Here is a 25,452-nt window from a genome sequence, read left to right as displayed (position 1 = left end):
ATCATAGGAGGAGAGGAAGCTGGGGAATGCTGCTAAAAATCGATGATGAGCTTGTTTTTAAAAGTGTTTGAACCTGACGATGCTGAGCGCTTGTATGCATTAACAGATGCTTCAAGGTCATATCTCCGGGAATGGCTTCCTTGGGTGGATGGAACCGTGGATGCGGAGGATACGAAGTCTTTTATTGCGTTTTGCCAAAAACAACAGGCTTCCAACAATGGATTCAATTCGGGTATATGGTTTAAGGGGGAACTCGTCGGCTGTATCGGTTACCACTCAATTGATTGGGCAAATAAGAAAACCAGTATAGGCTACTGGTTAGGCGAATCGTTCCAAGGCAATGGGATCATGTCAAGATCCTGCCGCAGATTAGTCGACTACGCACTGAACGAATTAGGACTCAACAGGGTTGAGATCCGATGCGGATCAGGCAACTTGAAGAGTAGAGCTATCCCTGAAAAGTTAGGTTTTTTGAACGAAGGGCTGATTCGGCAAAATGAATGGATCTACGACCGTTTTATCGACCATTATGTATATGGAATGCTAAAGGAAGATTGGAATAGATAGCCCCCTCCTAGATGGAGGGATGGGGAACTATGGGCCGCTATTTGAGCTAAATCGGCTGTTTTTAAGTCATAGAGGGAACAGGAGGGCCTTATTGCTCCGAAAAGCTTTCACTTGGACCGGTAATGGTGAAAATAGAGGATCGTAGTTCCTGCTAAGTGGCAGATATGACGGCTCGTTGGAAAATAGAGGAACATAGTTCCCCAACAGCCCAATACCCCAATACCCCAATACCCCAATACCCCAATACCCCAATACCCCAGCAACCCAGTAATCCCGCCGCCAGATGTCCAACCGACTAATCTACTGACTGCTGAAGCTACTCAACCAGCTACACATCAACATCAACATCAACAACCGTAACGTAAACTTCACCATCCCCAGCTATCTCCGTCATCCGAACTCCCACTACCACTAACATGGCGAACATCCCAGCTACCTTAGCCACCCGAAATTTCCGCCGCCACCCACATGCCGAACATCCCCAGCTATCTCCGTCATCCGAACTCCTGCTACCATTAACATGCCGAACATCCCAGCTACCTTAGCCACCCGAAATTCCCGCCACCACCCACATGCCGAACATCCCAGCTACCATAGCCACCCGAAATTCCCGCCACCACCCACATGCCGAACATCCCCAGCTACTTTAGCCACCCGAAATTCCCGCTACCACTAACATGCCGAACATCCCCAGCTAACTTAGCCACCCGAAATTCCCGCTACCACTAACATGCCGAACATCCCAGCTACCTTCGCCAACCGAAATTCCCGCCACCATCTACATGCCGAACATCCCCAGCTACTTTAGCCTCCCGAAATTCCCGCTACCACTAACATGCCGAACATCCCCAGCTAACTTAGCCACCCGAAATTCCCGCCGCCACCCACATGCCGAACATCCCCAGCTACCTCCGCCAACCGATATTCCCACCACCATCTACAGTCCGATCATTCCCAGTAACCTCAGCCACTCGAAATCCCTCCATCATCTACCTACCTCCCGAACATCCCCAGCAATCACAGCCATTCAAAATCCCTGCCACCATCTATCTACCTCCCGAACACCCTCCATCTACCTCCGCCACCCGAAATCCTCGCCACCACCAACATGCCGATGATCCCCAGTAACCTCCGCCCACTGAAATCCCGCTGCCCCACATGGTGAAAGACTGAGTTTATTCAAATGGAGACGGTTAACCAGGCGGGGGAGTGATGTTGTGGGAACTACAGTCCACTATTTCCACGCAAAACGGCACTATGACCTTTAAATGGGAACTACGTTCCGCTATTTCGCCATTATGATGGGAAAACCAGACGAAAAGAGCAAATAAGGCCCTGTAGTTCCGCTTAAGCAGGAGAATAGGCTGCTACTTGCCGGATAGCGGACCATAGTTCCCTTTCACTTGGAAACGGTGAAGTAATGTGAGGGCTACCTGTTATTTACGGAGATTTTTAACCATAAATTAACAGTTTTCACCTAATAATTATCGTGATTGGCGGCCGTAGCATAACACTTGATTTTCAGCGGCACTCGGTCTTAATATGAAATAAATAGAATATATTGGTGTTAATCTAGTGTCGAACTGAAGCTCACATCATCCTCACCTGTCAGTATTCCTAGCATAGTATGTAGGAAGGTGGTGGTGAAAAGTGATACTAACAGTTGCGGGCTGGATGATTTACACATTATGGGCCATATTTGGATTAATGATTATTCATTTTCTAATTTCCTTTTTCAAATCGTTTTGGGAAGGATCTTTTGATGTTACATTTGTATTGGGCTATTTAAAAGATGTCCTCTATTATGTTCTTCCATTAAATGTGCTTGTAAACCTAGTTTCAATCGATCCTACAGGTTGGATTCTTGTGATCTTTTATTTCATCTGCGGGATCGCTGTCATTCTCAAATATTTATTGGATATCAAAAAAATTTTCCAATAAATTATAGCGGGCCTTCTTGAAGTTGGTCCCAGGAAAGGAAGTGAAGCCATGAGGAGATATCAATGGATTAAGTGGCGTAAATTCATCCTCTGGCTTGTGGCCCTCGTTTTAGTCGGTATGTTGTTGTTTGTAGGAGGGCCGCCCTATTGGAATGCTGCGTTGACTATCGCCAGTTTGTTATTTCAGTTGTTATTCGCAGTATCCTTCATGATCATCCAGTTCGTAGCTCTCTTCTGGTTTCTGGCCAGGGGGCGCACCTACTGGATATTGCCTGGAGAAACAGGCGCGACCTGGGACGATTATCGGGGGAACCCCGAAATTGTTGAGAATGCAAAGCGGATTGTGACCCTGCTCAAAGGGGTCAAAGAATTCAAGGAGATGGGCGGCGAGGCGATTCGTGGCTTGCTGCTGTGCGGCCCGCCTGGCACCGGGAAATCTTACTTGGCTCAAGTTATTGCCAACGAAGCCCAAGTGCCTTTCGCATACGCTTCGGCCCCCAGCTTTCAGAACATGTTCTTCGGCGTAGGAAACTTGAAGGTGATGGGCATCTTCAAGAAAGCGCGGAAGCTCGCCAAGGTGTACGGCGCCTGCATTATTTTCATTGACGAGATCGATGCCATCGGCATGAGCCGTCAAGGAGGGGCAGGCGGCGGCATGATGGGGATGATGGGCATGGGCGGAGGCTCCGGCCTGCTCAACGAGCTGCTCTTGCAGATGGACCCGCCGAACGTTGACAATTCCAAAATTGCTAAGTTGCTCCGTTCGCTGGGGCTGCGGCGTAAAAAGGCGGAGCGGCCGGCAGTACTGACCGTAGCGGCAACGAACTTGCCTGACGTACTGGATTCTGCGCTTCTCCGGCCAGGTCGGTTCGACCGGCAGCTTTGGGTGGATGTTCCTGACTATGACGGACGGGTCGACATCTTCCAGTATTATTTGAAAAAAGTGAAGCGGGACGATTCGCTGACACCGGAGGCTGCCGGTCTCGATACGATCGGATACAGCCCAGCGCAAATCAAGCATATCGTTAACGAGGCGGTTGTGATTGCACACCAGCGCGGAGCTCAGCTGGCAAGCTATGAGGACTTTCGAGCGGCGATGGAGACCTATGAATGGGGTCTAAAGCAGCCTCTTCGTTCGATGAGAGACGATGAGAAGCGGAATGTGGCCTACCATGAGGCGGGCCATGCGGTTGCCCAGTTCCTCCTGAAGCCGCACGAACGCGTCTGGAAGGTGACGATCATTCGCCGGGGCGGAGCGCTCGGTCTCGCTGCGACCAAACCGACGCACGAGCGGTACAACCGGAGTGACAGCGAAATTTTGGCGGAAATTCAAGTTTGTCTGGCAGCTCGCGCCGTGGAGGAGGAGTTCCTGTACAAGAAATTAAACGGTGTCACTTCTGACCTCCAGCATGCAACGGAACTGGCGGGCGCTTACTTGGGCATGGTCGGGATGGGGGATGAACTGTTCAGTTGGCTGGCAGTCGGTCCCCGGGCAGAAGGGCTGAAGGCACTCAGACCAAAGATTAACGCTCTGTTGAATGCTCAAATGCTCGAAGTGAAGAAGCTTGTCAGAGAATACGACGGTTTCGTTCATGCCATTGCGGAAGAGCTTCTGAAGCGCGGTGATCTGACCGGAGATGAGATTGAAGAGATCTTCGTAAACTTGTATGGTCAGAGCCGGCCTGTGCTGCCTGATGTGAAGCCGCCCGTAATTAGCGTGCCTGCCAAAGAAGAGCCGGCCCATCTGCTTGAAGGAACTGAGGAGAAATCTAACGATACCGAATAATAAGATGCAGCAAAAGAGCAGTCCCAGTGGGGTGTTTCAGACCGCTGGGGCTGTTTTTTTTCTTAAGTTTCAATGTTGAATGAGGAATACAATTTAGAAGGAAGTGTGTTGACTTCATGCCGACCATACGGATTGAACTGCTGATTAACGCCCCCGTTGAGACTGTTTTTGATTTGGCAAGAAGCATCGACATCCATGCGAAGTCAACCGCACAAACGAAGGAAAGACCGGTTGCAGGCAGGACAAGCGGCCTCATTGAATTGGGGGAGACCGTGACATGGGAAGCGGTTCATTTTGGCATTAAACAGAAGCTTACTGCGAAAATAACGGAAATGGAACGTCCTCATCGTTTTGTAGACGAACAGGTTGGCGGAGCTTTCAAGCATTTCAGACACACCCATGAGTTTACTGCTGTCCATAACGGTACAAGAATGATCGATATCTTTACGTATACGTCGCCTCTTGGCGTGTTGGGAAGATTAGCGGATCAATGGTTTCTGGAAGCCTATATGCATAACTTTTTGCTGCAAAGGAATATGTATATCAAGACGGTGGCTGAGGAAGCGATGAGGAAGGGACTTGACAGTTGAGTTGAGAAACATTATCATTTGAATTAATAAATGATATTGAAAATCATTATCAATTAATGTTTCCTATACATCGCGGGGGTGTTCCATACATATGTTGAACGACAATGAGATCGGAGTGGGCACGGGAACCATGCACATCTTGACCGATTATCAACTCGAGCTTTGGATTCGGAACACTTCTCCAGAATGCAGGCATTTTAGTCCTGACGAACCGGATTGGAGACAGCTTACACAGTATGCGGCTTACCATGCGATCAACGATTGGTATTCGCTGCCGCTAAAATCACGAACGTTATTTTCCTTAACGAAACAGTTCGAGAGACGATGGACGAATAAGTTTCGCAAGTTTGAGTCGCTGGCATTTTATATGGATGTCAAACGAAGCGTGCTTACGCATCTGTATAAGGCGCTTACCGGCGAGAATGCCGTCGAATGTCCGCTTATGCTTTTCGAGAGCAGTCCTGTGTGGGTTGAAGAGCTTCATTCGGGTTTATCTCAAATTATGCAAGTCATGGCGCCGGCGAAGGATTCTTTCGTGATCCATAAATATGTGATGGAAGAAAACGAGGCAGCGATGCAACTATTTTTCCATATGACGGTCATCTTTTGTGTGAAAGCATTTGGTAAAATGCCGGAATCCTTGCAGGTGTGGAATATGTTGAATGGGAAGCAATACCGGATGAACAGGGAGGAAATGGATCTAAGCAGGTCCATGGACTATTTGAAACTGGTAAAAGAAGTGTATTTGGAAAGGGACGCCTGTCCGTGCTGTTCCGCCCGGTTAGTCATGTAGCAGCACGCGAAAAATAAAGCTTGAACGCTAACGGTACTTGTCGTACATTTTTAATAACCTGAAGTCGGAGCCGGCCCTTCATCTTGGGGCTGGTTTATTTTATTTCAAGAAGGAAAGAAGGGGTTGACAACGAGACTTTACGCATTTTTGTTGTTTTATGCCGTCATTTATATGGGAAATGCGGTCTATGGCACATTTTTACCGGTATACCTGCATAACATCAAGTTTTCCCAAGAGCAAATCGGGATGCTTCTAAGCCTTGGGCCGCTCGTTGCCATGTTGGGTCAACCGATATGGGGAGCATTGGGCGATCGTGCCAAGACCAAAAATAGTGTGTTGTGCCTGCTCTTAATTGGCAGCGCTGTTTCGATTATGTTTTTTCCGCTCTCGCATCAGTTCATGTATTTGCTTGTGTTAATCTGTGTGTTCATGTTTTTCCAGACGTCTATTTTTGCGCTCAGCGATGCGATAACATTGGAAGAGCTGGACAGGCGTCCCAAATGGAACTTTGGTTGGATCCGTCTTGGCGGCACGGTAGGTTTCGCCACCATGTCTCTTATATTTGGCATCGTCGCCAAATCGCACATTAATTCGATGTTTCCCGTCTACGCAGGCACGATGGTTGCCGCCTTGCTGCTCCTTTGGTGCTTTCCGCAAGCCGTTAGCCGGTCGTCTAACGTCACAGGGAAAAAATTCAGGGAGCTCTTCCGTAATGGAAAGCTAATGTTTTATTTGGGGATTAATTTTATTGTCCAAGTTACGCTAGGATATTATTATGCCTTTTTCCCGATTTATTTCAAGGAAATGGGCGCCGACAGCTTGATGCTGGGGTGGTCCATGGTCATTTCTTCGATGAGCGAGCTGCCGTTTCTGCTGTTTTCCGGCTGGATTTTCAAGCGTGTGTCGGTATCGGTGCTTTTGATCGTTGCCGCGCTGGGGTCTTCCGTCCGGTGGTTCTTGTTTTCCGTCATTGACCAGCCTCATTGGATATTACCGGTGCAACTGCTGCATGGCGTTATTTTCATCGTATTATCCGTTACGCTGGCTACCTTCATCAACCGTGAAGTGCCTGCGGAATGGAAAGCTAGCGGACAAACACTGAACGGTTTGCTCAGCCTTGGAGCCGCCCGCATTATCGGGAGTTTCTTCGGCGGAATAATGAGTGCGGCGTACGGCATGAGACAAGTGTTTCTATACAGCTCCTGGTTGTCGATGGCAACTGTCGTCGTGTTCGGAGTTGTTGTTTGGCTCCGCAGGAAACAGCATGATCCAAGCGCTTCGGTATCGCAATGAATGGAAGGATGGATTCCGCTAGACGGCATAATAGGGCTGCTAAATGAGCAGCCTTATTTGTGTTGTGGTGTAGGATACTCTTCCAAGGAATGAGTTGAATGAGCTCTTTCTCACATGGAATGAAAAGTATGTCACGTGGAGTTGATATTGAAAAGAGTTTTTTTCAACGAAGCGTTTACAGAATAGAGTATATTTTGTTAAGATGAGTACGTTCACGTGCACGAAAACCTGGTTGGATGTCTCGTGAAAATTAGCTGATTTTTTTTTGTTGATTCCGTTCACGTGCACGAAGTTGGGGATAGACGATGCTCAAAGGATATGCCAGACATCTGGCTCACCGGTATTTCATTTCTGGGAGGGAGGATCTGCAAGGTGTTAATCACGCCTATTGTGATACATGTCGTATCATGTCACATCTTGAAATTTCCGATAATGAGTGTGGAATATTGAAAGACAATACGTGTTTTTGTAAATACAAGGACTATGCACCCTATTACAATATAAACATAATCCTTATGAAGGAGGGGGTTAGGACAACTCGATATGTTTTTTTGTTTTCACTGCTCAAATCGTAATGCAATCGCTTACTTTTTTTCTCTGTCGTCATTAATTATGTAGGGGGAATTCCATTGAGGCTCAGTAAGAAGTTAGTTAGCTTATGTGTATCTTGTTCCGTTTTATTTTCTACAATGGGTACAGTCGTCCTTCCTCAAGGGGTGGTGCAAGCTGCTGTAGCCGCAGCCGGCTCGCCTAGTGTCATTTTTACCGATGATTTTAATGCAGGTACTTTGACGAATTGGAGTACGGTTAAGGGAACATGGACAAATGCGGGAACAGCAGCACAGGGTGTTTCTACCGGAGATGGGCTGACCCTGAGACAGGGGGTAACAGGAACGGACTTTACTTATGAAGCGGATATTAAGCTGGTTACGGATAAAGCGGCAGGACATTTGTATTTTAAAAGCAACAGCACGGGAACGAATACATATGCGGTAACGCTCGATTCCTCGGCCACGACGAATGTAGTTAAATTGCTGAAGTTCACAAACTCTGTGTATGCGCCTATACAAAGTGTCATTCAACCCTTGACGACGGGGCAGACTTATCATTTAAAAGTTGTAACTTCCGGAAGCAACATCAAAATAACCTTTAACAATGCAGCAACACCGATTATCGATGTGAACGATACTTCGTTCACATCCGGTCAATTCGGGTTGGGTACATATGGAGGCACGGTTCAATTTGATAATGTGGCCGCTTATGAGAATACACAACACGCAGTGATTGTGAATTTCAGCTTGAATGGCAATGATGCTAAGGCGAGAAGTGTTTCCACTGTTGCAACGGCGACCGGTGCTCAGGCATCGACTTTGAAATACCAATGGTCGAAGAACAGCACGACGCCCGATGAGGCAGCTTGGACCTCTTTTGCAAACGGCGGTATGCTCACGCAGAGCGGAGTGGCCGGAGACTGGTATCTTTACGTCCGGTTTACGGATACTGCTGGAACGGAACAAACGGTGAAATCCAATGTGTTCCATGTGGACCCTTCGATCATTACTGCAGGGGCTCAGGTCGGGCAGAACGGCAGTCACTGGGGCTTCGAAAGCGGAACTCTGGAAGGATGGAATGCAGCATCCAACCCGTCGAATATACCCATTCTTGCAAGCAACGTATTCTTTCATAACGCCCCAAGCACCCCTTACACCAAAGAAGGCAAGTTTTTTCTTTCAACCCTTGAGGGAAATGGTACTTATGGAGATTCTTATAACGCAGTGATCGTATCTCCGCAGGTGACCCTTACGCGTCCGGAAGTATCGATGCTGGTTGGCGGCGGAAACGGGGCGAACACTTACGTGGCAGCTTGCACGGTAGATACGTCCCAGTCCGACAGTTGCCGTGAAGTAGGTAAGTTGGCCGGCAATAACGCCGAGACTATGCAATTGCGCACGCTTAATCTGTCGGCGTATCTTGGGCAGAAGATTTTCTTTAAAATGGTTGACAATGCAACCGGCGCGTGGGGACATATTACATTAGACGACGTATTTGTAAATGTGCCAGCTGCGCCAAAAGAGTTGAATGTTACACGGAACAGCAGCTCAAACTATGCGTTGACTTGGCAACCGGTTACGGAGTCTCAATTGAGTGGATATAACGTGTACAGATCAACGGATTCTGAAAAAAATTTCATCAAACTGAACGATGGCATACTGTCGGAAGCTTCTTTCCATGATAAGACAGTACCCGCTGATGCGACCTATTACTATCGTGTTACGGCCGTTGGAACAGACGGATCTGAATCCAGTCCAGCCTCCACACTTTCCTTTTACCGCCCCGCACAGGACCTTTACGCGCGCGGTGATACGGTTACCTACTCGGGAGCGCAGCTGACGGCTATTGAATTTCCGGTTGGACCGATCGGCGCCGGCGGTATCCGACATTTCGGTACAGGGGAGCGCAGTGAAGCATGGATTTTCAATAGTGACGATACGTTCCGCAATCGCACAACAGGCATCGTACCGAACAGTTTCTTTGCTGTCCGTGCCCAGCCTGAAGGAGGTCAGCCTATCGTACGTGCACTCCAGACGACAGCAGTCGGAGCGTTTAATGCGATGAAATCGCTGACTTTTCAAGGCGAATATCCGATGGGACGTTATAACTTTCAAGATGATCAGATGCCGATTGAAATCACCCAAGACATCTTTAATCCGATGATTCCGGGCAATATGAAAGATTCCGCTATTCCAACAGCTATCTATACGATGACATTTAAGAATCCGACATCAAATGAAGTGAATGTTTCTCTTCTTGCATCACAGCAAAATGCCGTCGGTTTTGATGGAATTGGTTCCATCACTGGGGCGAACAAACGTGACTTCAGTGGTTACGGAAGCAACAGCAATACGCTGCAAACCGGCAGTGAGGCGTCGCAGCTGCAAATGAATGGCAGTAAGGGCAGTATGACATTGTCTGTCCTGGGGCCGCAAACCGGAGGTACGGCTTCCTGGAATACGCTTGACGCGCTGCAAACTGCGTTTGCAAGCGGCAGTGTTACAGGTTCTAGCAATGCTTCCAGTCCACAAGCTGGAACAACGGTTGATGGTGCTTTAACGTCCTCCTTAATGCTAGCGCCAGGCGAAACCAAACAGGTTAAGGTACTTCTGAGCTGGTACTTCCCGCAGAATCCAGCGCGCGGTTTCGGTGGTGAAGGCATGCAGTACACGAATTGGTGGAATAACGCAGCTGAAGTCGATCAGTACGTTACTGCCAACCTAGCGAGCTTGCAATCACAGACCGAGCTCTACCATGATACGATGTATAGTTCGAATTTACCGCAATATGTACTTGACCGCCTTACTTCCGCAACGGCTTTGCTCCATACGCCGACTGTATTTTGGGCAAAAAACGGCTTCTTTGGCGGATGGGAAGGCTACGGCTGCTGCGACAATATGCCAAACCACGTATGGCACTATGCACAGGCTCACTCCAGACTTTGGCCTCAAATAGGGCAAATGTTCGACCAACAGTGGTTAGATGCGGAAAAACCGGATGGCCTTCTGCCTTATCGTTATAATAACGATATTTTCGCTTTCGATGGCCAAACTGGCGTCATTCTTTCGGCGTACCGTGATTATCTGCAATCACCGGATACAAGCTGGTTAAGCACATATTGGCCAAAAATTAAGGGAGCTATGGATTATGTCATCACCCATCATGATCCAAACGCAAACGGTATTCTGCAAGGCGGCGCATTGACTACGCTCGATGCAGGCTCACCTGCAATGAATTCTTGGTTGGGTTCGATGTACTTGGCTGCTGTCAATGCTTCGGCGCATTTGGCGAAAGCTGCAGGTGATACCGCTTCAGGAGACAAATACGATGCTATCTATAATAAAGGGAAGACGAACCAAGAAAGTATGCTGTGGAACGGTCAGTATTATGTTGAAAAAGCGCAAAGCGGAGGAGGAGCCACCAATTTTATCGGAAATGGCTCGGAAATCGACATGCTGCTTGGACAGTGGTGGTCCACGCAATTGGGTTTAGGCGATATTTATGATTCGGAGCATATGACGCTAGCCTTGAAAAACCTTTTCAAGAACAATTACTATGACAATTTCATTGATTTTAACCACCAGTACCGCACATACGTTGAACCGGGTGACGCCGGACTGGTGATGTCAACATGGCCTGGCAATGACAGGCCGTCGAACAGCATTCATTATTTCGATGAGGTAATGTCTGGGTTTGAGTACTCAGCGGCTGCGGCTATGATTCAGCGCGGACTGCTTGACGAAGGCCTTACCGTTGTGAACGCTGCTTCCAATCGTTACGACGGCCGTCTCAGAAATCAACCGTACATGACTTTCGGCGGCTGCGGCATCGGCGATGGCAGCGGCAACCCGTTTGGCGATGACGAATGCGGTCAATGGTACGGGCGGACGTTGTCTTCCTGGTCCTTGCTGCTCGCTCTGCAAGGTTTCACCTATGATGCTCCGCATCAAGCGATCGGCTTCGCTCCGACGTGGCAGCCTAACGATCACAAATCATTTTTCACAGCGGCAAACGGATACGGCACATTTAGTCAGAAGCTGGATAATGGCGGACAGATTGACAGCATCAACCTTGCATCCGGGACACTGGAGTTGAAGACATTCTCGGTTTCTGTACCTGCGGATACCTCAACATCAGGTTGGTCCGTTAGCGTAAACGGTCAAAAAGTTACAGACGCCACTGTAACCCTAAGTGGAACGACGGCCACTGCAACTTTGCCTCAAACTGTGACCTTGTCCTCAGGCGACCGGATCACGATACAGTCTGGTAACGGGGGAATGGGGATTACTGTGTCAGGGGAAAATGGAACAGTTGCGATTACGGAAAAAGGCGGCACATTGCAAATGCACGCAGCTGTTGAACCAGCAGATGCGGCTGACAAATCTGTGACTTGGGCGGTATACGGCACGGATCGTGCTTCGACAGACTTGGCTGTCATTAGTAGCAGCGGTTTATTGACTGCGCAAAAAGACGGTACGGTTAAAGTCGTGGCAACCTTAAAGGCAGACGCTAGCGTTCATGGAGAAGTAATCATTACGATTAGTGGACAATCGGGAGTGCCTACGGGTCCTTCGGCAACGTTAACAGTCGCGAATTCCGTGTTTGCCGGCCAATCATTTGATCAGACATATGGCTTGAAGGGCTTGACTCAGCAAGTATTTGCACAGGATCTGACGATTACCTACGATCCTGACATGTTGGAGTTTATTTCTGCCGACTCGTTGAAAGATGGATTTATGATTGTAAATAAAGCTGAAAAACCGGGGCAAATCCGGCTCGTTGCAGCAAGTGTAGGAGCAACCGCAGCAAATCTGAACGGCGATTTAATTCGATTTCATTGGAAAGCGAAGTCGATTTCACAGCCGGCAACAGCGACTTTGACGTTGTCTAACGTAGTGATTGCTGACGGCCAAGGTGTGGAATCGCAATTGAATGGTGATACTCGCCAAGTACAGATTCAGTTGGGTTTCGTCATCGATAAAACGGCATTGAACGCCATGATTGCAGAAGCGCAAGCGAAACATGATGCGGCGGTGGAAGGTACGCATGCCGGTCAATATCCAGCAGGGGCCAAAGCTGCGCTGCAGTCCTCAATCGATAAAGCTAAAGATATAGCAAATGACTCAGCGGCAACACAATCTCAAGTGGATCAAGCAGAGGCTGAATTGCGTGCAGCTCTACAAGCATTCAACGCTTCCGCTATTCTTCCTATGCAGGGTGATCTGAATGGTGACAATAAAATAAGTATCGGAGATTTAGCCATGGTAGCTGCTAACTACGGTAAAACGAAAGAAAGCAGTGAGGATTGGGAGCAAATTAAATATGCAGACGTTAATGGCGATGACAGAATTGATCTTATGGACCTCGCAATAGTTGCCCTGGGAATTTTAAACTAAGTTATTTATTTAGTGAACTGGGCACGAGCTTAAATGATGTTTATTTAAGTTCGTGTCCTTTAAAGGAAATGAACGTTGTGTGTAAAGTTGTAAACTATTACATTTTATTCTAAATACTTCACTTCCCCCGACATGGTATTTTTTGAGTATAGCAAGTGAGGGGGGAGTAACATCGTTAGATCAACCATATTAAAGATGCATCAAATTTCTAAATCGTTTGGTTTGGTGCAGGCGCTTCGAGGCGTTGAATTGGAGCTACAGCAAGGTGAGGTTATGGCCTTATTAGGTGAAAATGGCGCAGGAAAATCTACGTTAATGAACATTCTGAGCGGAGCAACCCACACATATGAAGGCGAGATCCGGATACATGGTGAGGAAGTTCATATCAGTTCGCCAACGGATGCAAGCAAGCACGGCGTAGTGAAAATTCATCAGGAACTGCAGCTGATTCCGGAATTAACCGTAGCCGAGAACATCTTCTTGGGCAGAGAGCAGCGAAACCAGTTTGGCTTCATTGACTACAAAATGATGAATACAAGCGCGAAAGCATTCATGAACATCTTGGATCTAACTGTTCCGCCTCATCAGCAGGTTAAACGACTGCGGATTGGTGAGCAGCAGCTTGTGGAAATTGCCAAGGCGCTTTCGCTTGATGCTAAAATACTGATCATGGATGAACCGACAACGGCTTTAAGCAAGCATGAAACCGTAAAACTATTCCAAGTGGTGAAACAGTTATCCGCAAAAGGAGTATCCATCATTTACATCACCCACAGAATGGAAGAGATTTTTGCTCTTTCCGAGCGTGTGGTTGTGCTGCGGGACGGAGCACTCGTAGGATCGGTTGTCACTGCCGAAACAAATCATGATGAGTTAGTACGCATGATGGTGGGTAGATCGTTCGCTGATCTTTTCCCGCACAGAGATTTTCGCAAGGGGAGAGAAGTACTTCGCGTAGAAAACTTATCCTTTGATCCATCCGTTTCGAATGGCAAAAGAAAACTGAAGAATGTGTCACTCTCCTTGCATGAAGGTGAGATACTAGGCATCTCCGGGTTGCTCGGATCGGGCAGAACAGAGTTGTTTGAATGCCTCTACGGTCTGCATGTAAAGCGGAGTACTGGCAATGTATATATCCATGATCAAAAAGCAATGATCAGAAATCCAAGGGATGCCATTGATACGGGACTGGCTTTCTTGACGGAAGACCGCAAAGGACAAGGACTCGTGCTAAGTCGTTCGATAGGTGAGAATATGTCGCTTCCCCTGCTCGATACGTTTAGCCGAATGTTTTTTATGAAGAGGAAGCAGGAAAAGGTCGTCTGGGACGAGCAAATCCGCACGTTAAGGATCAAAGCGCCCAGCTATGCGACTCTGGCTAAACAGTTAAGTGGAGGGAACCAACAAAAAGTCATTATCGGAAAATGGCTGCTCTCAAAACCAACCATTCTGCTGCTGGATGAGCCTACCCGAGGAATCGATGTAAATGCGAAAGCTGAAATATACGAAGTCATTCACCAGTTAGCGCTCAGTGGCATGGGCATCCTGCTCATCTCCTCGGATATGCCCGAAATACTCGGGTTATCGGATCGCATCCTTACGATCTGCGAAGGGAGAGTCACGGGCGAGTTCATGCGGGCGGAGGCAACGGAAGAGAAGCTGTTGAAAGCAGCAACGGATAGGGAGGAACCGACCTTACATGACAACACCCAAAACATTATTTAAATCGAATGCCTTTAAGCAGTCAGATGTCTTGCCAAAGAATCAATTACTTAGCCTTCTGATCCGATTTCAAAGCTTATTCGGACTTCTGTTAGTCATTGGCGCAGCATCAATCATTTGTACAAGAGATGGTGAAAATTTATTCCTTGCCCCGACGAATTTGGCAAATGTCGTACGCTCCATTTCGGAGAATGGCATTATGGCGATTGGCATGACTCTTGTCATTTTGATTGGCGGAATTGATCTTTCTGTCGGCGCCATTCTTGGTTTAACCGCAACAGCCGCCGCTGATCTTATGATGAACCGCTCAATGGGCATGCTTGAAACCATCGTGATTGTATTGGCATTAGGCGCAGCATTTGGAGCTTTTAACGGAATTGTTTCAACGAAACTTGGTATTCAAGCGTTTATTGTTACATTGGCTTCAATGAGTATCGCACGAGGCCTTGCCCGGTTTTGGTCAGGAGGCATCGGAATTCCTGTTGCCTACGGCAAAGGTGCGGGGGCCGCTCCCCAAGCGTTCAGCATCCTTGGAGAACGTATAGGGGGCATTCCGGTTCCTGCGATTTGTTTCCTGTTCTTGGGCATCATTTTCATCATCATGCTGAATTATACAAAATTCGGAAGGCATGTTTACGCCATCGGCGGCAACGAAACGGCGGCGCATCTTTCCGGCATTAAAATTAACCGCGTCAAGATCATGATTTACGTGACTGCAGGTGTATTATCTGCTATTGCAGGAACCATTCATGCGGCACAAGTCAGTCAGGGCAGTCCTAATGACGGGATCGGCTACGAGCTGAACGCAATTGCTGCCGTAGCTATTGGCGGTACGAGTCTAGCGGGTGGGAAAGGAACAATCGTAGGAACCATCATTGGCGCTTTAATTCTTGGCGTTCTGGATAACATGCTTGGATTAAAGAATGTGAATACGAATCTCCAACTCGTTGTTAAAGGTCTCATTATCATCATTGCCGTGGTTTTACAGAAACAAAAATCATAAAATTAACAAAGAGGGAAGGTTTTAGAAATGAAAATTATGAGAAAAGTGTTCCTAACTTCAGTCTTTATGCTTATGATGACTTCACTATTCACCGCATGTGGCAGTACAACCACAACGAGCACCTCGACTCCGGCAGCTAAGGATTCCGCTGCACCGGCAACGGCAGAAGCATCGAAGCCTAAGAAATCCAGTTACTTAATTGGGATGTCTCAAGCGAACCTGGGAGAGCCATGGCGTGTAACGATGAATGCTCAAATTGCCGAAGCCGCTAAGAAATATCCTGATTTCAAGGTTGTTTATGCAGATGCGGCGCAAGACAACTCCAAACAAATTGCCGATGTTGAAAATTTTATCCAACAAAAGGTTGATCTCTTGATCATCTCACCGAATGAAGCCAAGCCTCTAACAGCCGTTGTGAAAAAAGCCTACGATGCCGGCATTCCGGTGATCACGCTAGACCGCCGTGTAGAGGGCGATTCCTTCACCCAGCATATCGGTGCTGACAACGTAATTATCGGCAAAGGAATTGGCGAATGGGTAGCCAAAACGCTAGGTGACAAGGGCGGTAATGTTGTTGAAATCAAAGGACTTGAAGGCACGTCCGGGCAAAAGGAAAGACATGACGGATTCATGGAAGGTATCAAGAGCAACCCGAATATTAAAATTATCGCCGCTCAAAATGCGGATTGGTTAAGAGATAAAGCGATTAGCGTTATGGAGGGCATTTTGCAGGCGAACAAGAAGATCGATGTTGTTTTTGGACATAACGATCCGATGGCTGAAGGCGCTTACACCGCGGCGAAAAATGCAGGACGCGAGAAAGAAATGCTGTTCGTTGGCGCAGATGGATTGCCGACACCGGATGGCAGTATCAAAAGTATTCTCGCTGGCCGCTTAAACGCTACTTACGTCTATCCGACAGGTGGGCAGGAAGCGATCGATAATGCGCACAAACTGCTGACAGAAGGATCTAAACTTGAAAAGCAAGTTATTCTGGGAACGCAAGAAATTAATAAAGACAACGCGGCTGAAATGCTTAAAAAGTATGGCGGTCAATAAATAATTGTATCGTTTTTAACAAGATCCTAACAGCTCCGTGCTGTTAGGATACTGTGTTTTCATGCAAACAGGAAACTACTTAGACGAAGAAGGTGGTCGGATTGGGATTGTGGCGTAGAGCTTTTCAGCATAAAGGTATACGCTTCAAATTATTAGTTTATTTCCTTTCTCTCATTTTGCTGCCTATTCTTACGATTGGTTTGATCAGTGACATTATTTATACCAGCTCCATTGAACGAGAAACGAATCTGCATGCGCAAGAAATAATCGAGCAAATTCAGAAGAATGTAGAGTTCTATATTAGTGATATGGACCACATTGAGCATTATATTTCGCAAGATCCAAGTATGTTGGCTTTTTTTCAAATAGGCAATACGCTCGAACCCAATCGAGTGAGTATTGAAACCGAAGTGCGTAGACTATTAAGGACGTATACAGAGGTTCATCCGGAAATTGCCGGAATTGTTGTCGTGAATGAAAGGGACCTTTATATTAGCAATGAACAATACCGTATTTCGCGTGATCCGTTAACCCGGGAAGATTGGTATCAAAGGGCCATAGCATCCAAAGGTGAGCTGCTGCTTATATCTAGGCCGATTGGAAGAAACTTGACGTCCGGAAATCAAGTAAACGCGGAGGAAGTCTTATCCGTAGTCAAAGCTATTCAAAATCCAACGACGCATGAATTCGTAGGCGTCATCTCCATCGACTTTATGCTGGATACCATCGAGAAAATGATTCAGAAAATCACGTTAGGCAAAACCGGGTTTGTTTATATGATGGATGCCGCAGGTGAAGTAGTTTACTCTCCTGATAATCCTGTTGTCTACCGGATTAATGCGCAGTGGCTGGGGGACCGTTCAAACCGGCAATTTACGCAGACGATTAATCATAATCAGTACCAAATCATTTTTACGCAATCGGAATATACGAAATGGAAAATTATTGGAGTGTTCTCTTTTAAAGAAACATTTAAAGAAGCATCAAAAATTCGTTTCTATACACTCATCATCGCGATTTTCACCATTATTCTTGCTGTTATATTGGCTTTTTTTTACACGTCATCCATCGCCAATCCGCTAAATAAATTGAAAAATTTGATGCGGAAAGTTCAAAACGGCGACTTGAATGTGAGGTTTGACAATCAATATCATGACGAAATTGGGCAGGTAGGAAACGGTTTCAATAGTATGCTGGAAGAGATTCGAAACTTAATTGATCTAGTGTATAAAGAGCAGCAAGGAAAACGAGAATCGGAAATCAAGATTTTGCAAGCGCAGATTAAGCCGCATTTTCTTTACAATACTTTAGATGCCATACAATGGATGGCGCATGAACGGGGAGCGACGGATTTGGTAGAAATGATTGACGCGTTGACCCATTTTTTCCGGATTGGACTCAGCAAAGGGAAAGAAACGCTAACGGTGAGCGATGAAATTGCGCATGTAAGAAGCTACTTGATTATCCAGAAGATCAGATATGAGGAAAAGCTGGAGTATGAAATTGATTGTGAAGATGGACTTGATCATTTACTCATTCTGAAATTAACACTGCAGCCCTTAGTAGAAAACGCAATTTATCACGGAATTAAAGCAAGAAGAGGCATCGGCAAGGTGAGCGTGAAAGCCAAAATTGTACAGGGAATGCTATATTGCAGTGTCTCAGACAATGGCATTGGCATCCAGCCAGAGAAGCTCAAGGAAATTCGTCAAATGCTTGAGAAATCAGGCAAAGATACGAGTGCACTTCAAGGCTTTGGCATCTATAACGTTAACGAACGCATCAAGCTTAATTATGGCAGTGAATATGGTCTGATCTTCCATAGCGAATATGGCGCAGGGACGACGGTTGAAGTATGGCATCCACTTTTGGAAAAGTTGGTGATTCTGAAGTGATAAACCTATTAATTGTTGATGATGAGCCTAAAATCCGACGGAAAATACGTCAATTGCTCGACTGGGAGTCGTTTGGTATGGAGATTGTCGGGGAAGCCGAGGATGGCGAGCTGGCGCTGGAATTAGCTGAATCCCTTCGCCCCGATCTTTTATTGGTCGATATCTGCATCCCGATTATGAATGGCTTAGAGCTTGTCGAGAAAGTGAACCGTATATTGCCTCACAGCGTGGTCGTATTAATTACCGGTCATGATGAATTTACTTTTGCCCATCAAGCAGTGAAATTGAACGTCTTTGATTATTTATTAAAGCCAGTCCGACAAGATGAGCTGCAGGGGGTCATTTTACGAGCTAAAAAGCAGTTGGAGCAGTTCAGTTTTCAAAATAAATACATGAATTGGGCGAATACCCATTTAACCAAAAATTTCACTTCGATTCGAGATCGATTTCTGAATGAGTGGGTGAATGGGCAGCTTTCCGACATTGAAGTCGAAGAACAGCTTGATTTTTTTAAGATAAAAGTTCCTTCCCAATTCGGCATGATGCTTATTAAAGTAACGGATCGCCTAATGATTGGTCAAGGGTTTAAAGAATGGGATCGTCAGTTGCTCTTGTTCGCTGTTCAGAATGTAACGGAAGAGATTGTGTCAGGCAGAGGACAGTCTCTCATATTTCGCGATGCGAAGGATCATGTCGTCGTCCTTCTTCATCTAAATGATCAAACGAATCTTGAAACTCTGGCGGAGCTGGTGACGGTGAGTATGGAAAAGTACTTGAAGTGCAATGTTCATAGCATTGCTCAGCAAAGAGATCAATGGTGCGGTATTCCGGACCTTTATAGGCAGCTTCTTCAGGAAATGATGGTCGAGGAGCATTGGTCTCCCATTGTGCTACTAAGCAAGAAATATATCGATACCCACTATCAGCTGGAGACCTTCTCTTTGCAGGATCTTGCGAAGCAGTTCCAGATTAGTCCAGCCTATATAAGCCGTCTGCTACGTCAGGAGCTGGGTGCGACTTTTATTGATTACTTGACGAAAACAAGGATCAAGCGAGCGATTCAATTGATGAATGACCCTTCCTGCAAAATGTATGAAGTTGCTGAGAAGGTGGGGTATTCGTCGCAACACTATTTCAGCACGGCATTTAAGAAAATCGTCGGGATCTCACCAACGGAATATCGGAAAGGCGGGTCGAATAACGTCGATGTTCTTATTTAGATGGAGAAGCTGGATCGTAACCTTTGTTTTTATACTAGTTTGCACGTGCAGTGTGACAGGTTGCCGAATGTCAACTGCGCAAACTCCGAAGTCAACCCAATTCTTGATCGGGATGTCACAAGCCAATTTAGTTGAGCCGTGGCGGATCGAAATGAATAAAGAAATTAAAACGGAAATTCAGAATTATAAAGATGTGAAAGTTATTTTTGCGGATGCGGCCCAAAGCAGTGAGAAGCAAGTAAGCGATGTGGAGCGATTGGTGAGGCTTGGCATCGATTTGTTAATCATTTCTCCCAATGAGGTTGCCTTGCTTGCGCCCATTGTAAACAAAGTGTACAAAATCATTCCCGTCATTGTACTCGACCGGGATGATCCCGATTTTAACCATACGCTCTATATTGGACCAGATAATGAGTTGATTGGCAGGCATGCCGGCCAGTTCGTTGTCGATTTGCTAGCTGGCAAGGAAGGCAACGTCGTGCAGGTAGAAGGGCTTTCTGAATCTCCGCCTGTCATTGGCCGCAGCAAAGGCTTTCTGCAAATTATTTCACAACATCCGAATATTCATGTCGTAGATACAATTGTCGCAGATTGGCTGCGGGATAAAGCAGAAGATCAACTCAAGCAGCGGTTCGTGACTTATCCGCAAATTGATGTCATTTTTGCTCATAATGATGCTATGGCACTCGGCGCTTATGTTGCGGCTTCTAAACTGAGAATTAAAGATATTCAATTTATAGGGATTGACGGGCTTCCAGGCTCTGAGGGAGGTGTTCATTTGGTGAATACCGGAGTCTTGGCAGGTACCTTCACGTATCCGGCAGGCGGGAAAGATGCGATTCAATTTGCAATGAAAATTTTGAAGAAAGAAGACAATATTCCCCAAAAGGTTACCCTCCAAAGCCGTATAATTACGAAGTAAAAATCATACACAAATAAGTTAAAGGACATCTATATACAAAAACGGATGCATTTCGTGTATTCTCTTGCTTCCACTTGGAAATTAATCGATTAAACGAGGGAAATCGACAAAACCATACAAATTAGACTCCTTCCCGACGGTAGTAAAGACTTGTATAATATTAGGAAATGAGAGATGGAAGCACATTCCACCTGCGGAACGGTCTTTGATGATACGTTGCAATACATCCAAAGCTGTGACCGGATTCCTGAAAATATCGGAAATCCGTTTTTTTATGTAGAGACAGGGGTGTACACCATGTATAGAATCGTAATCGTTGATGATGAAATCGAAGTGAGGGAAGGCATCAAAGAGAGCATCGAGTGGGAGAGTCACGGATTTGAGTGTATCGGAGACTACAGGAATGGCAGCGAAGCTCTGGAAGCTATTGCAGAACTCAGGCCAGATCTTGTTTTATCAGATATTTGCATGCCGTTCATGGACGGAATTGAACTGACCAGACAAATTCATTTGAACTATCCGTACATTAAGGTGATCATCTTAACCGGTCATGACGATTTTGATTATGCGCAGAAAGCACTGCGCCTTAAGGTACACGATTTCATCGTAAAACCGATTACGGCAAACGAACTTCGCAATCTGCTTGATAAAGTGAAAATCGAAATGGATCAGGAAGCTGAAAACCGCGAAAATCTCTCTCTTCTGAAGATGCAGCTTCATCAAAGTTTGCCATTATTAAGAGAACGGTTTCTTGAACAAGTTGTAAGCGGCACTCTGAGAGATAGCAGGCTTCAAGAAAGATTTCACTATTTCGGCCTTCCGCTGATCGCTCCGCCATACCTGGTTGTCGCGATTGACATTGACAATTTCGATGAAATAAAAAAGGAAAAATGGCAGAACGATCCAGAGCTTTTCCGATCCGCCGCCTTTAATATCGTTCAAGAAGTGATGGAGGGAAAAGAGGCTATCGTCTTTCGAACGAGGGAAGAACGCATGGCTGTCATTTTTTACGGGGAATGGGAAGAAGGGACCTATGAAGCGGCGCTTAACTTAGCTGAGGTCATCCGCTTTTGCATGGAGAAATATTTGAAATTCACCGTTACGGTTGGCGTTGGCGTGCTGTGCAAAACGTTAAACGAGCTCCCTCTATCGTACAAAGGGGCTATTTCCGCACTGGACTACAGATTTTTGCTTGGTAACAATAGGGTCATCTCCATCGATGATATGGAAGGCGCCAATACACCCGTTCACCAGCTGGATATTGAATGGAATCGCAAGTTTTCAACACTGATCAAAACGGGAACACGGAGCGAAGCGCAAATTCTCATCGATCAACTGATAAGCCATTTAAAAGCCTCGCTAATGCCAATGTGGGCTTGTTATCTACAAATTCAGTCGATCATTATCGCCATTATGAATACGATTCATGAATTCGCAGGCAACGACGTTATGCATTTTAAAGGGCATGAAATCGTCCTGCAAGATATCAACCGGTTCGAAACGTTGGATGAAATTGAAACGTGGCTCCTAACGATTTGCAAAGAAGCGATCTTGTATATTTCAGAACAACGAAGCGACCAGACGAAAATGCAGGTTCTGAGTGTAATTGACTATATTGAAAAGCACCACTCGAACGAGAACCTTACGGTCGATGAGATTTGCCGGCATGTCCATTTGAGTAAAAGCTATTTCAGCACCGTGTTTAAGCAAAATAAGGAACAAACCATCATGGAATATGTCACACGCGTCCGGATTGATAAGGCCAAAGATTTCCTGCAGCAAACTCCTCTAAAATCATATGAAGTAGCGGCCAAAGTTGGCTATAGCGACCCTCAATATTTTAGTGTGTTATTTAAAAAACATACAGGGACAACCCCTACGGAATACCGAGAAAAGTTATCGAGGGAGAAATAAGGATGAGAAAAGAAGGGGATGCCGGATCATTTCTTTTCAAATTTAGAAGCATTCAATCAAGTATTTCGGTCGTTTTTTCTTGCTTGATTTTATTTCTCATCGTGATCACAAGTTACATTTCTTACCATCTGTCGGCTGACGCGGTGGAAATGAATTCGAAGCACTATATTTCTGAAATCGTCCAACAGGTGAATATCAATATTCAATCCTATATAACCAATATGGAAGATATCTCGATGCTCGCATCGACGAATAAGGACGTGAAATATTACATTACAGGGACGGGCTTTATTAGTGACGAAGAACGCAGACCGTATGAGAAACGAATATCCGATTTATTTCAGTCCATTTTGATTACCCGTAAAGATATTGCTTCGATTATGGTTTTTGGCTACAATAACCGATTCGTCTCCGACCGCCGGATTACAAGCCTGAATACGAATGCCAACTTTGAGGAACAGCCATGGTACAAAAATGCAAAAGCCGAAGGCGGGAAATCCGTCATTTCCGCTCCGCATGTCCAAAACATTATCCAGAACGAGTACCGTTGGGTGGTTTCCTTGAGCAGGGAACTAAAAAGTGCGGACGGCATTACGGGAGAAGGTATTTTCCTGGTTGATCTCAACTTAAATGTCTTAGGCGAAATTTGCAATCATATTAATCTGGGCAAAAGAGGGTATGTTTTCATCCTCGATAAGGATGGCAGCATCGTGTATCACCCGCAGCAGAAGTTGATTAACAGTAATTTAAAAGCGGAAATGATTGATGAGGTCAAACAGTCCGGCAGCGGCAGCTTCGTTACGGGGGATGGCAACAAAAAACGGATCTATACGATCCAAGAGACGCACTTCGGTTGGAAAATTGTCGGGGTCGCCTATGCCAATGAACTCATTGCCAACCAGTATCAGATTAATATTTCGTATTTTTTATGGACAATTCTGGCTTTAGTTATCGCGCTCTATCTCTCTTTCTTTATTTCCCGCCACCTCTCACGGCCAATCAAGCTGCTGCAGAGTAATATGAAGCAAGTGGAAAAAGGAGACTTCAGCATTCGTTCGGAATTCCGCAGCGAGAATGAAATCGGACAATTGGGTCAAACTTTCAATATCATGGTCGGCCGAATCAAAGATTTAATGAATCAAATCATTCAGAATGAGGAAAGCAAACGAAAGAGCGAGATGAAGCTGCTTGAGGCGCAAATTAATCCTCATTTCTTGTATAATACGCTGGATTCCATCATCTGGATGGCGGAGCGTAAAAAGCATGACGAGGTTGTCCAGATGACTTCTTCGCTTGCCAAGCTGTTTCGCGCGATTATTAATAAAAATAATGAAACCGTTTCCGTTCGGGTTGAGATTGAGCACATCACCAATTATTTGTTGATTCAATCAATGAGATATAAGGATAAGCTTGATTTTCAGATTGAGGTTGATCCTGGGATTCTGGAGGTCCATATTCCGAAAATTATTTTACAGCCGATCGTTGAGAATGCGATTTATCATGGGATCAAGAACAGTTTGGAGCCCGGTTTAGTTAAAATAACAGGAAAAGAAGACGGAGATACCATTGTGTTTGTCGTCGCCGATAACGGAGTCGGCATGGAGCCGGACAAGCTGGATCACATTCTGAAAGTGAGAGATGGCGTCGTCAAAGGGATCGGAGTCAGTAATGTGAACGAACGGATCAAACTATTCGGAAATGAGTTTGGCCTTACGTTTAAAAGTGAAAAGTGGGAAGGTACGGAGGTTCGGATTGTGCTCCCCAAATGTGCCCAGAAAGGAGTCGCCGATGACCGTTAAAAGGCCGGTTTTCTTGGCAGTGCTGTCTGTGATCGTGATTGGTTTTGTCGTGGTAGCCAGCATGGAGATGCTGCGTATTACGAATCCAAGAAAGCTCGAGATCGCTGTCGTCCTAAAAACGAACAACGTTCGCTCGGATTATTGGCAGATGGTTAGTGCAGGCGTAAAGGCGGCAGCGAAGGAGCTTGCTGTCAATATCGATATAACGGGGCCGGTATCGGAAACGGATACCGCAGGACAAATCCGGAATGTGGATGAAGCGCTGCTGAAGAAGCCTGACGCTATCATTCTCGCTGCAACAGACTATGAGAGGCTTGCACCTGCCGCCACAAAAATAAAAGAGTCCGGAACGAAACTCATCTTGATCGATTCGCCGGTCTATACCCATACAGAAGCAAGCCTAATTGCAACCGACAATTTCGAAGCGGGGAGAAAAGCCGGGGTCTTCTTGGCAGGAGGACAAAACAGTCAACTATTTGGCGTGATGACCCTCGGCGGCAATCAGCAATCGATAGCCGAGAAAGAGCGAGTGAGCGGGTTTAAGGAAGCCATCGCTGATTTTCCCGGTGTGGAATATGCAGGCAATTACGAGTTTGACGGTACAGAGGATGCGGCCTATGAACAGGTCAAACATCTGCTGGCCATGTATCCGAATATCAAAGGTATTGCAGGTTTGAATGAAAAGGCCACTTTAGGGGCAGCCAGGGCAATCAAAGAAAAAAAATGGGAGGATCACATTAAAATCGTCGGTTTTGACAGCTCTATTTATGAAATCAAGCTGTTGGAAGAAGGGGTTATCAAGGCCACAATCGTGCAAAAGCCGTTCAATATGGGGTATTTGTCCGTTGAAACGGCGGTGCAGGCTTTGTCCGGTATAAAAGTGGACCCCAAAGTGAGTATAGACGCCCATGTCATAACCAAAGAAAACATGTACACCCAAGAAAATCAGGAGCTTCTCTTTCCTTTGGTGGAAAAGTAGGGAAATGATGGAAGGGGGATCC

Annotated in this window: 16 protein-coding genes; all 16 read left to right on the top strand. The window is 46.1% G+C overall.

The features are described 5' to 3' along the window. Positions 1-42 precede the first annotated feature (42 nt). The 16 genes from GC097_RS14340 (at position 43) to GC097_RS14265 (ending at position 25,430) form a co-directional block, all read left to right on the top strand. Positions 43-567: a GNAT family N-acetyltransferase gene (locus GC097_RS14340; protein ID WP_171683985.1), complete on the top strand. Its 525-nt coding sequence runs from the start codon at positions 43-45 to the stop codon at positions 565-567. A gap of 1,650 nt (positions 568-2,217) precedes the next feature. Continuing rightward, positions 2,218-2,508 (top strand): hypothetical protein, encoded by a 291-nt coding sequence (locus tag GC097_RS14335; protein WP_171683984.1) that lies wholly within the window; start codon positions 2,218-2,220, stop codon positions 2,506-2,508. Positions 2,509-2,556: 48 nt separating this feature from the next. Continuing rightward, positions 2,557-4,293, top strand: coding sequence for an AAA family ATPase (locus GC097_RS14330; protein WP_171683983.1), 1,737 nt, complete (start codon positions 2,557-2,559; stop codon positions 4,291-4,293). Positions 4,294-4,409: 116 nt separating this feature from the next. Further along, complete coding sequence (locus GC097_RS14325) at positions 4,410-4,883, top strand: SRPBCC family protein (RefSeq protein ID WP_171683982.1); 474 nt, start codon at positions 4,410-4,412, stop codon at positions 4,881-4,883. A gap of 91 nt (positions 4,884-4,974) precedes the next feature. Beyond that, positions 4,975-5,676 (top strand): hypothetical protein, encoded by a 702-nt coding sequence (locus tag GC097_RS14320; RefSeq protein ID WP_171683981.1) that lies wholly within the window; start codon positions 4,975-4,977, stop codon positions 5,674-5,676. 123 nt (positions 5,677-5,799) lie between these two features. Next, positions 5,800-6,969 carry an MFS transporter gene (locus GC097_RS14315; RefSeq protein ID WP_246294248.1) on the top strand — a complete coding sequence of 390 codons (1,170 nt, stop codon included), beginning with the start codon at positions 5,800-5,802 and terminating at the stop codon, positions 6,967-6,969. Positions 6,970-7,658: 689 nt separating this feature from the next. Next, positions 7,659-12,917 (top strand): GH116 family glycosyl-hydrolase, encoded by a 5,259-nt coding sequence (locus GC097_RS14310; RefSeq protein WP_171683980.1) that lies wholly within the window; start codon positions 7,659-7,661, stop codon positions 12,915-12,917. Between the two features lie 195 nt (positions 12,918-13,112). Next, positions 13,113-14,642 (top strand): sugar ABC transporter ATP-binding protein, encoded by a 1,530-nt coding sequence (locus GC097_RS14305; protein ID WP_171683979.1) that lies wholly within the window; start codon positions 13,113-13,115, stop codon positions 14,640-14,642. Then, positions 14,617-15,642: an ABC transporter permease gene (locus tag GC097_RS14300; protein ID WP_171683978.1), complete on the top strand. Its 1,026-nt coding sequence runs from the start codon at positions 14,617-14,619 to the stop codon at positions 15,640-15,642. Before GC097_RS14305 ends, GC097_RS14300 begins: the two co-directional genes overlap by 26 nt. Positions 15,643-15,669: 27 nt before the next feature. Then, positions 15,670-16,701, top strand: a complete 1,032-nt coding sequence (locus GC097_RS14295; protein WP_246294247.1) for a substrate-binding domain-containing protein — start codon at positions 15,670-15,672, stop codon at positions 16,699-16,701. 107 nt (positions 16,702-16,808) lie between these two features. Beyond that, entirely contained in the window at positions 16,809-18,596 is a 1,788-nt protein-coding gene (locus GC097_RS14290; RefSeq protein WP_216625771.1) for a sensor histidine kinase, read from the top strand. Further along, positions 18,557-19,816, top strand: coding sequence for a response regulator transcription factor (locus GC097_RS14285; RefSeq protein ID WP_246294246.1), 1,260 nt, complete (start codon positions 18,557-18,559; stop codon positions 19,814-19,816). Before GC097_RS14290 ends, GC097_RS14285 begins: the two co-directional genes overlap by 40 nt. Before the next feature lie 112 nt (positions 19,817-19,928). After that, positions 19,929-20,738 carry a substrate-binding domain-containing protein gene (locus GC097_RS14280; RefSeq protein ID WP_246294245.1) on the top strand — a complete coding sequence of 270 codons (810 nt, stop codon included), beginning with the start codon at positions 19,929-19,931 and terminating at the stop codon, positions 20,736-20,738. Positions 20,739-21,035: 297 nt separating this feature from the next. Beyond that, the gene (locus GC097_RS14275; protein ID WP_171683975.1) at positions 21,036-22,652 is read left to right on the top strand and encodes a response regulator; all 1,617 of its coding nucleotides are present in this window, start codon (positions 21,036-21,038) and stop codon (positions 22,650-22,652) included. Positions 22,653-22,654: 2 nt separating this feature from the next. After that, positions 22,655-24,451: a cache domain-containing sensor histidine kinase gene (locus GC097_RS14270; RefSeq protein ID WP_171683974.1), complete on the top strand. Its 1,797-nt coding sequence runs from the start codon at positions 22,655-22,657 to the stop codon at positions 24,449-24,451. Continuing rightward, the gene (locus tag GC097_RS14265; protein WP_171683973.1) at positions 24,441-25,430 is read left to right on the top strand and encodes a substrate-binding domain-containing protein; all 990 of its coding nucleotides are present in this window, start codon (positions 24,441-24,443) and stop codon (positions 25,428-25,430) included. Before GC097_RS14270 ends, GC097_RS14265 begins: the two co-directional genes overlap by 11 nt. Positions 25,431-25,452: the final 22 nt, after the last annotated feature.

The sequence above is a fragment of the Paenibacillus planticolens genome, from assembly GCF_013141725.1.
In the GTDB taxonomy this organism is placed as follows: domain Bacteria; phylum Bacillota; class Bacilli; order Paenibacillales; family NBRC-103111; genus Paenibacillus_E; species Paenibacillus_E planticolens.
This window is presented reverse-complemented; position numbering and strand designations above follow the sequence as displayed.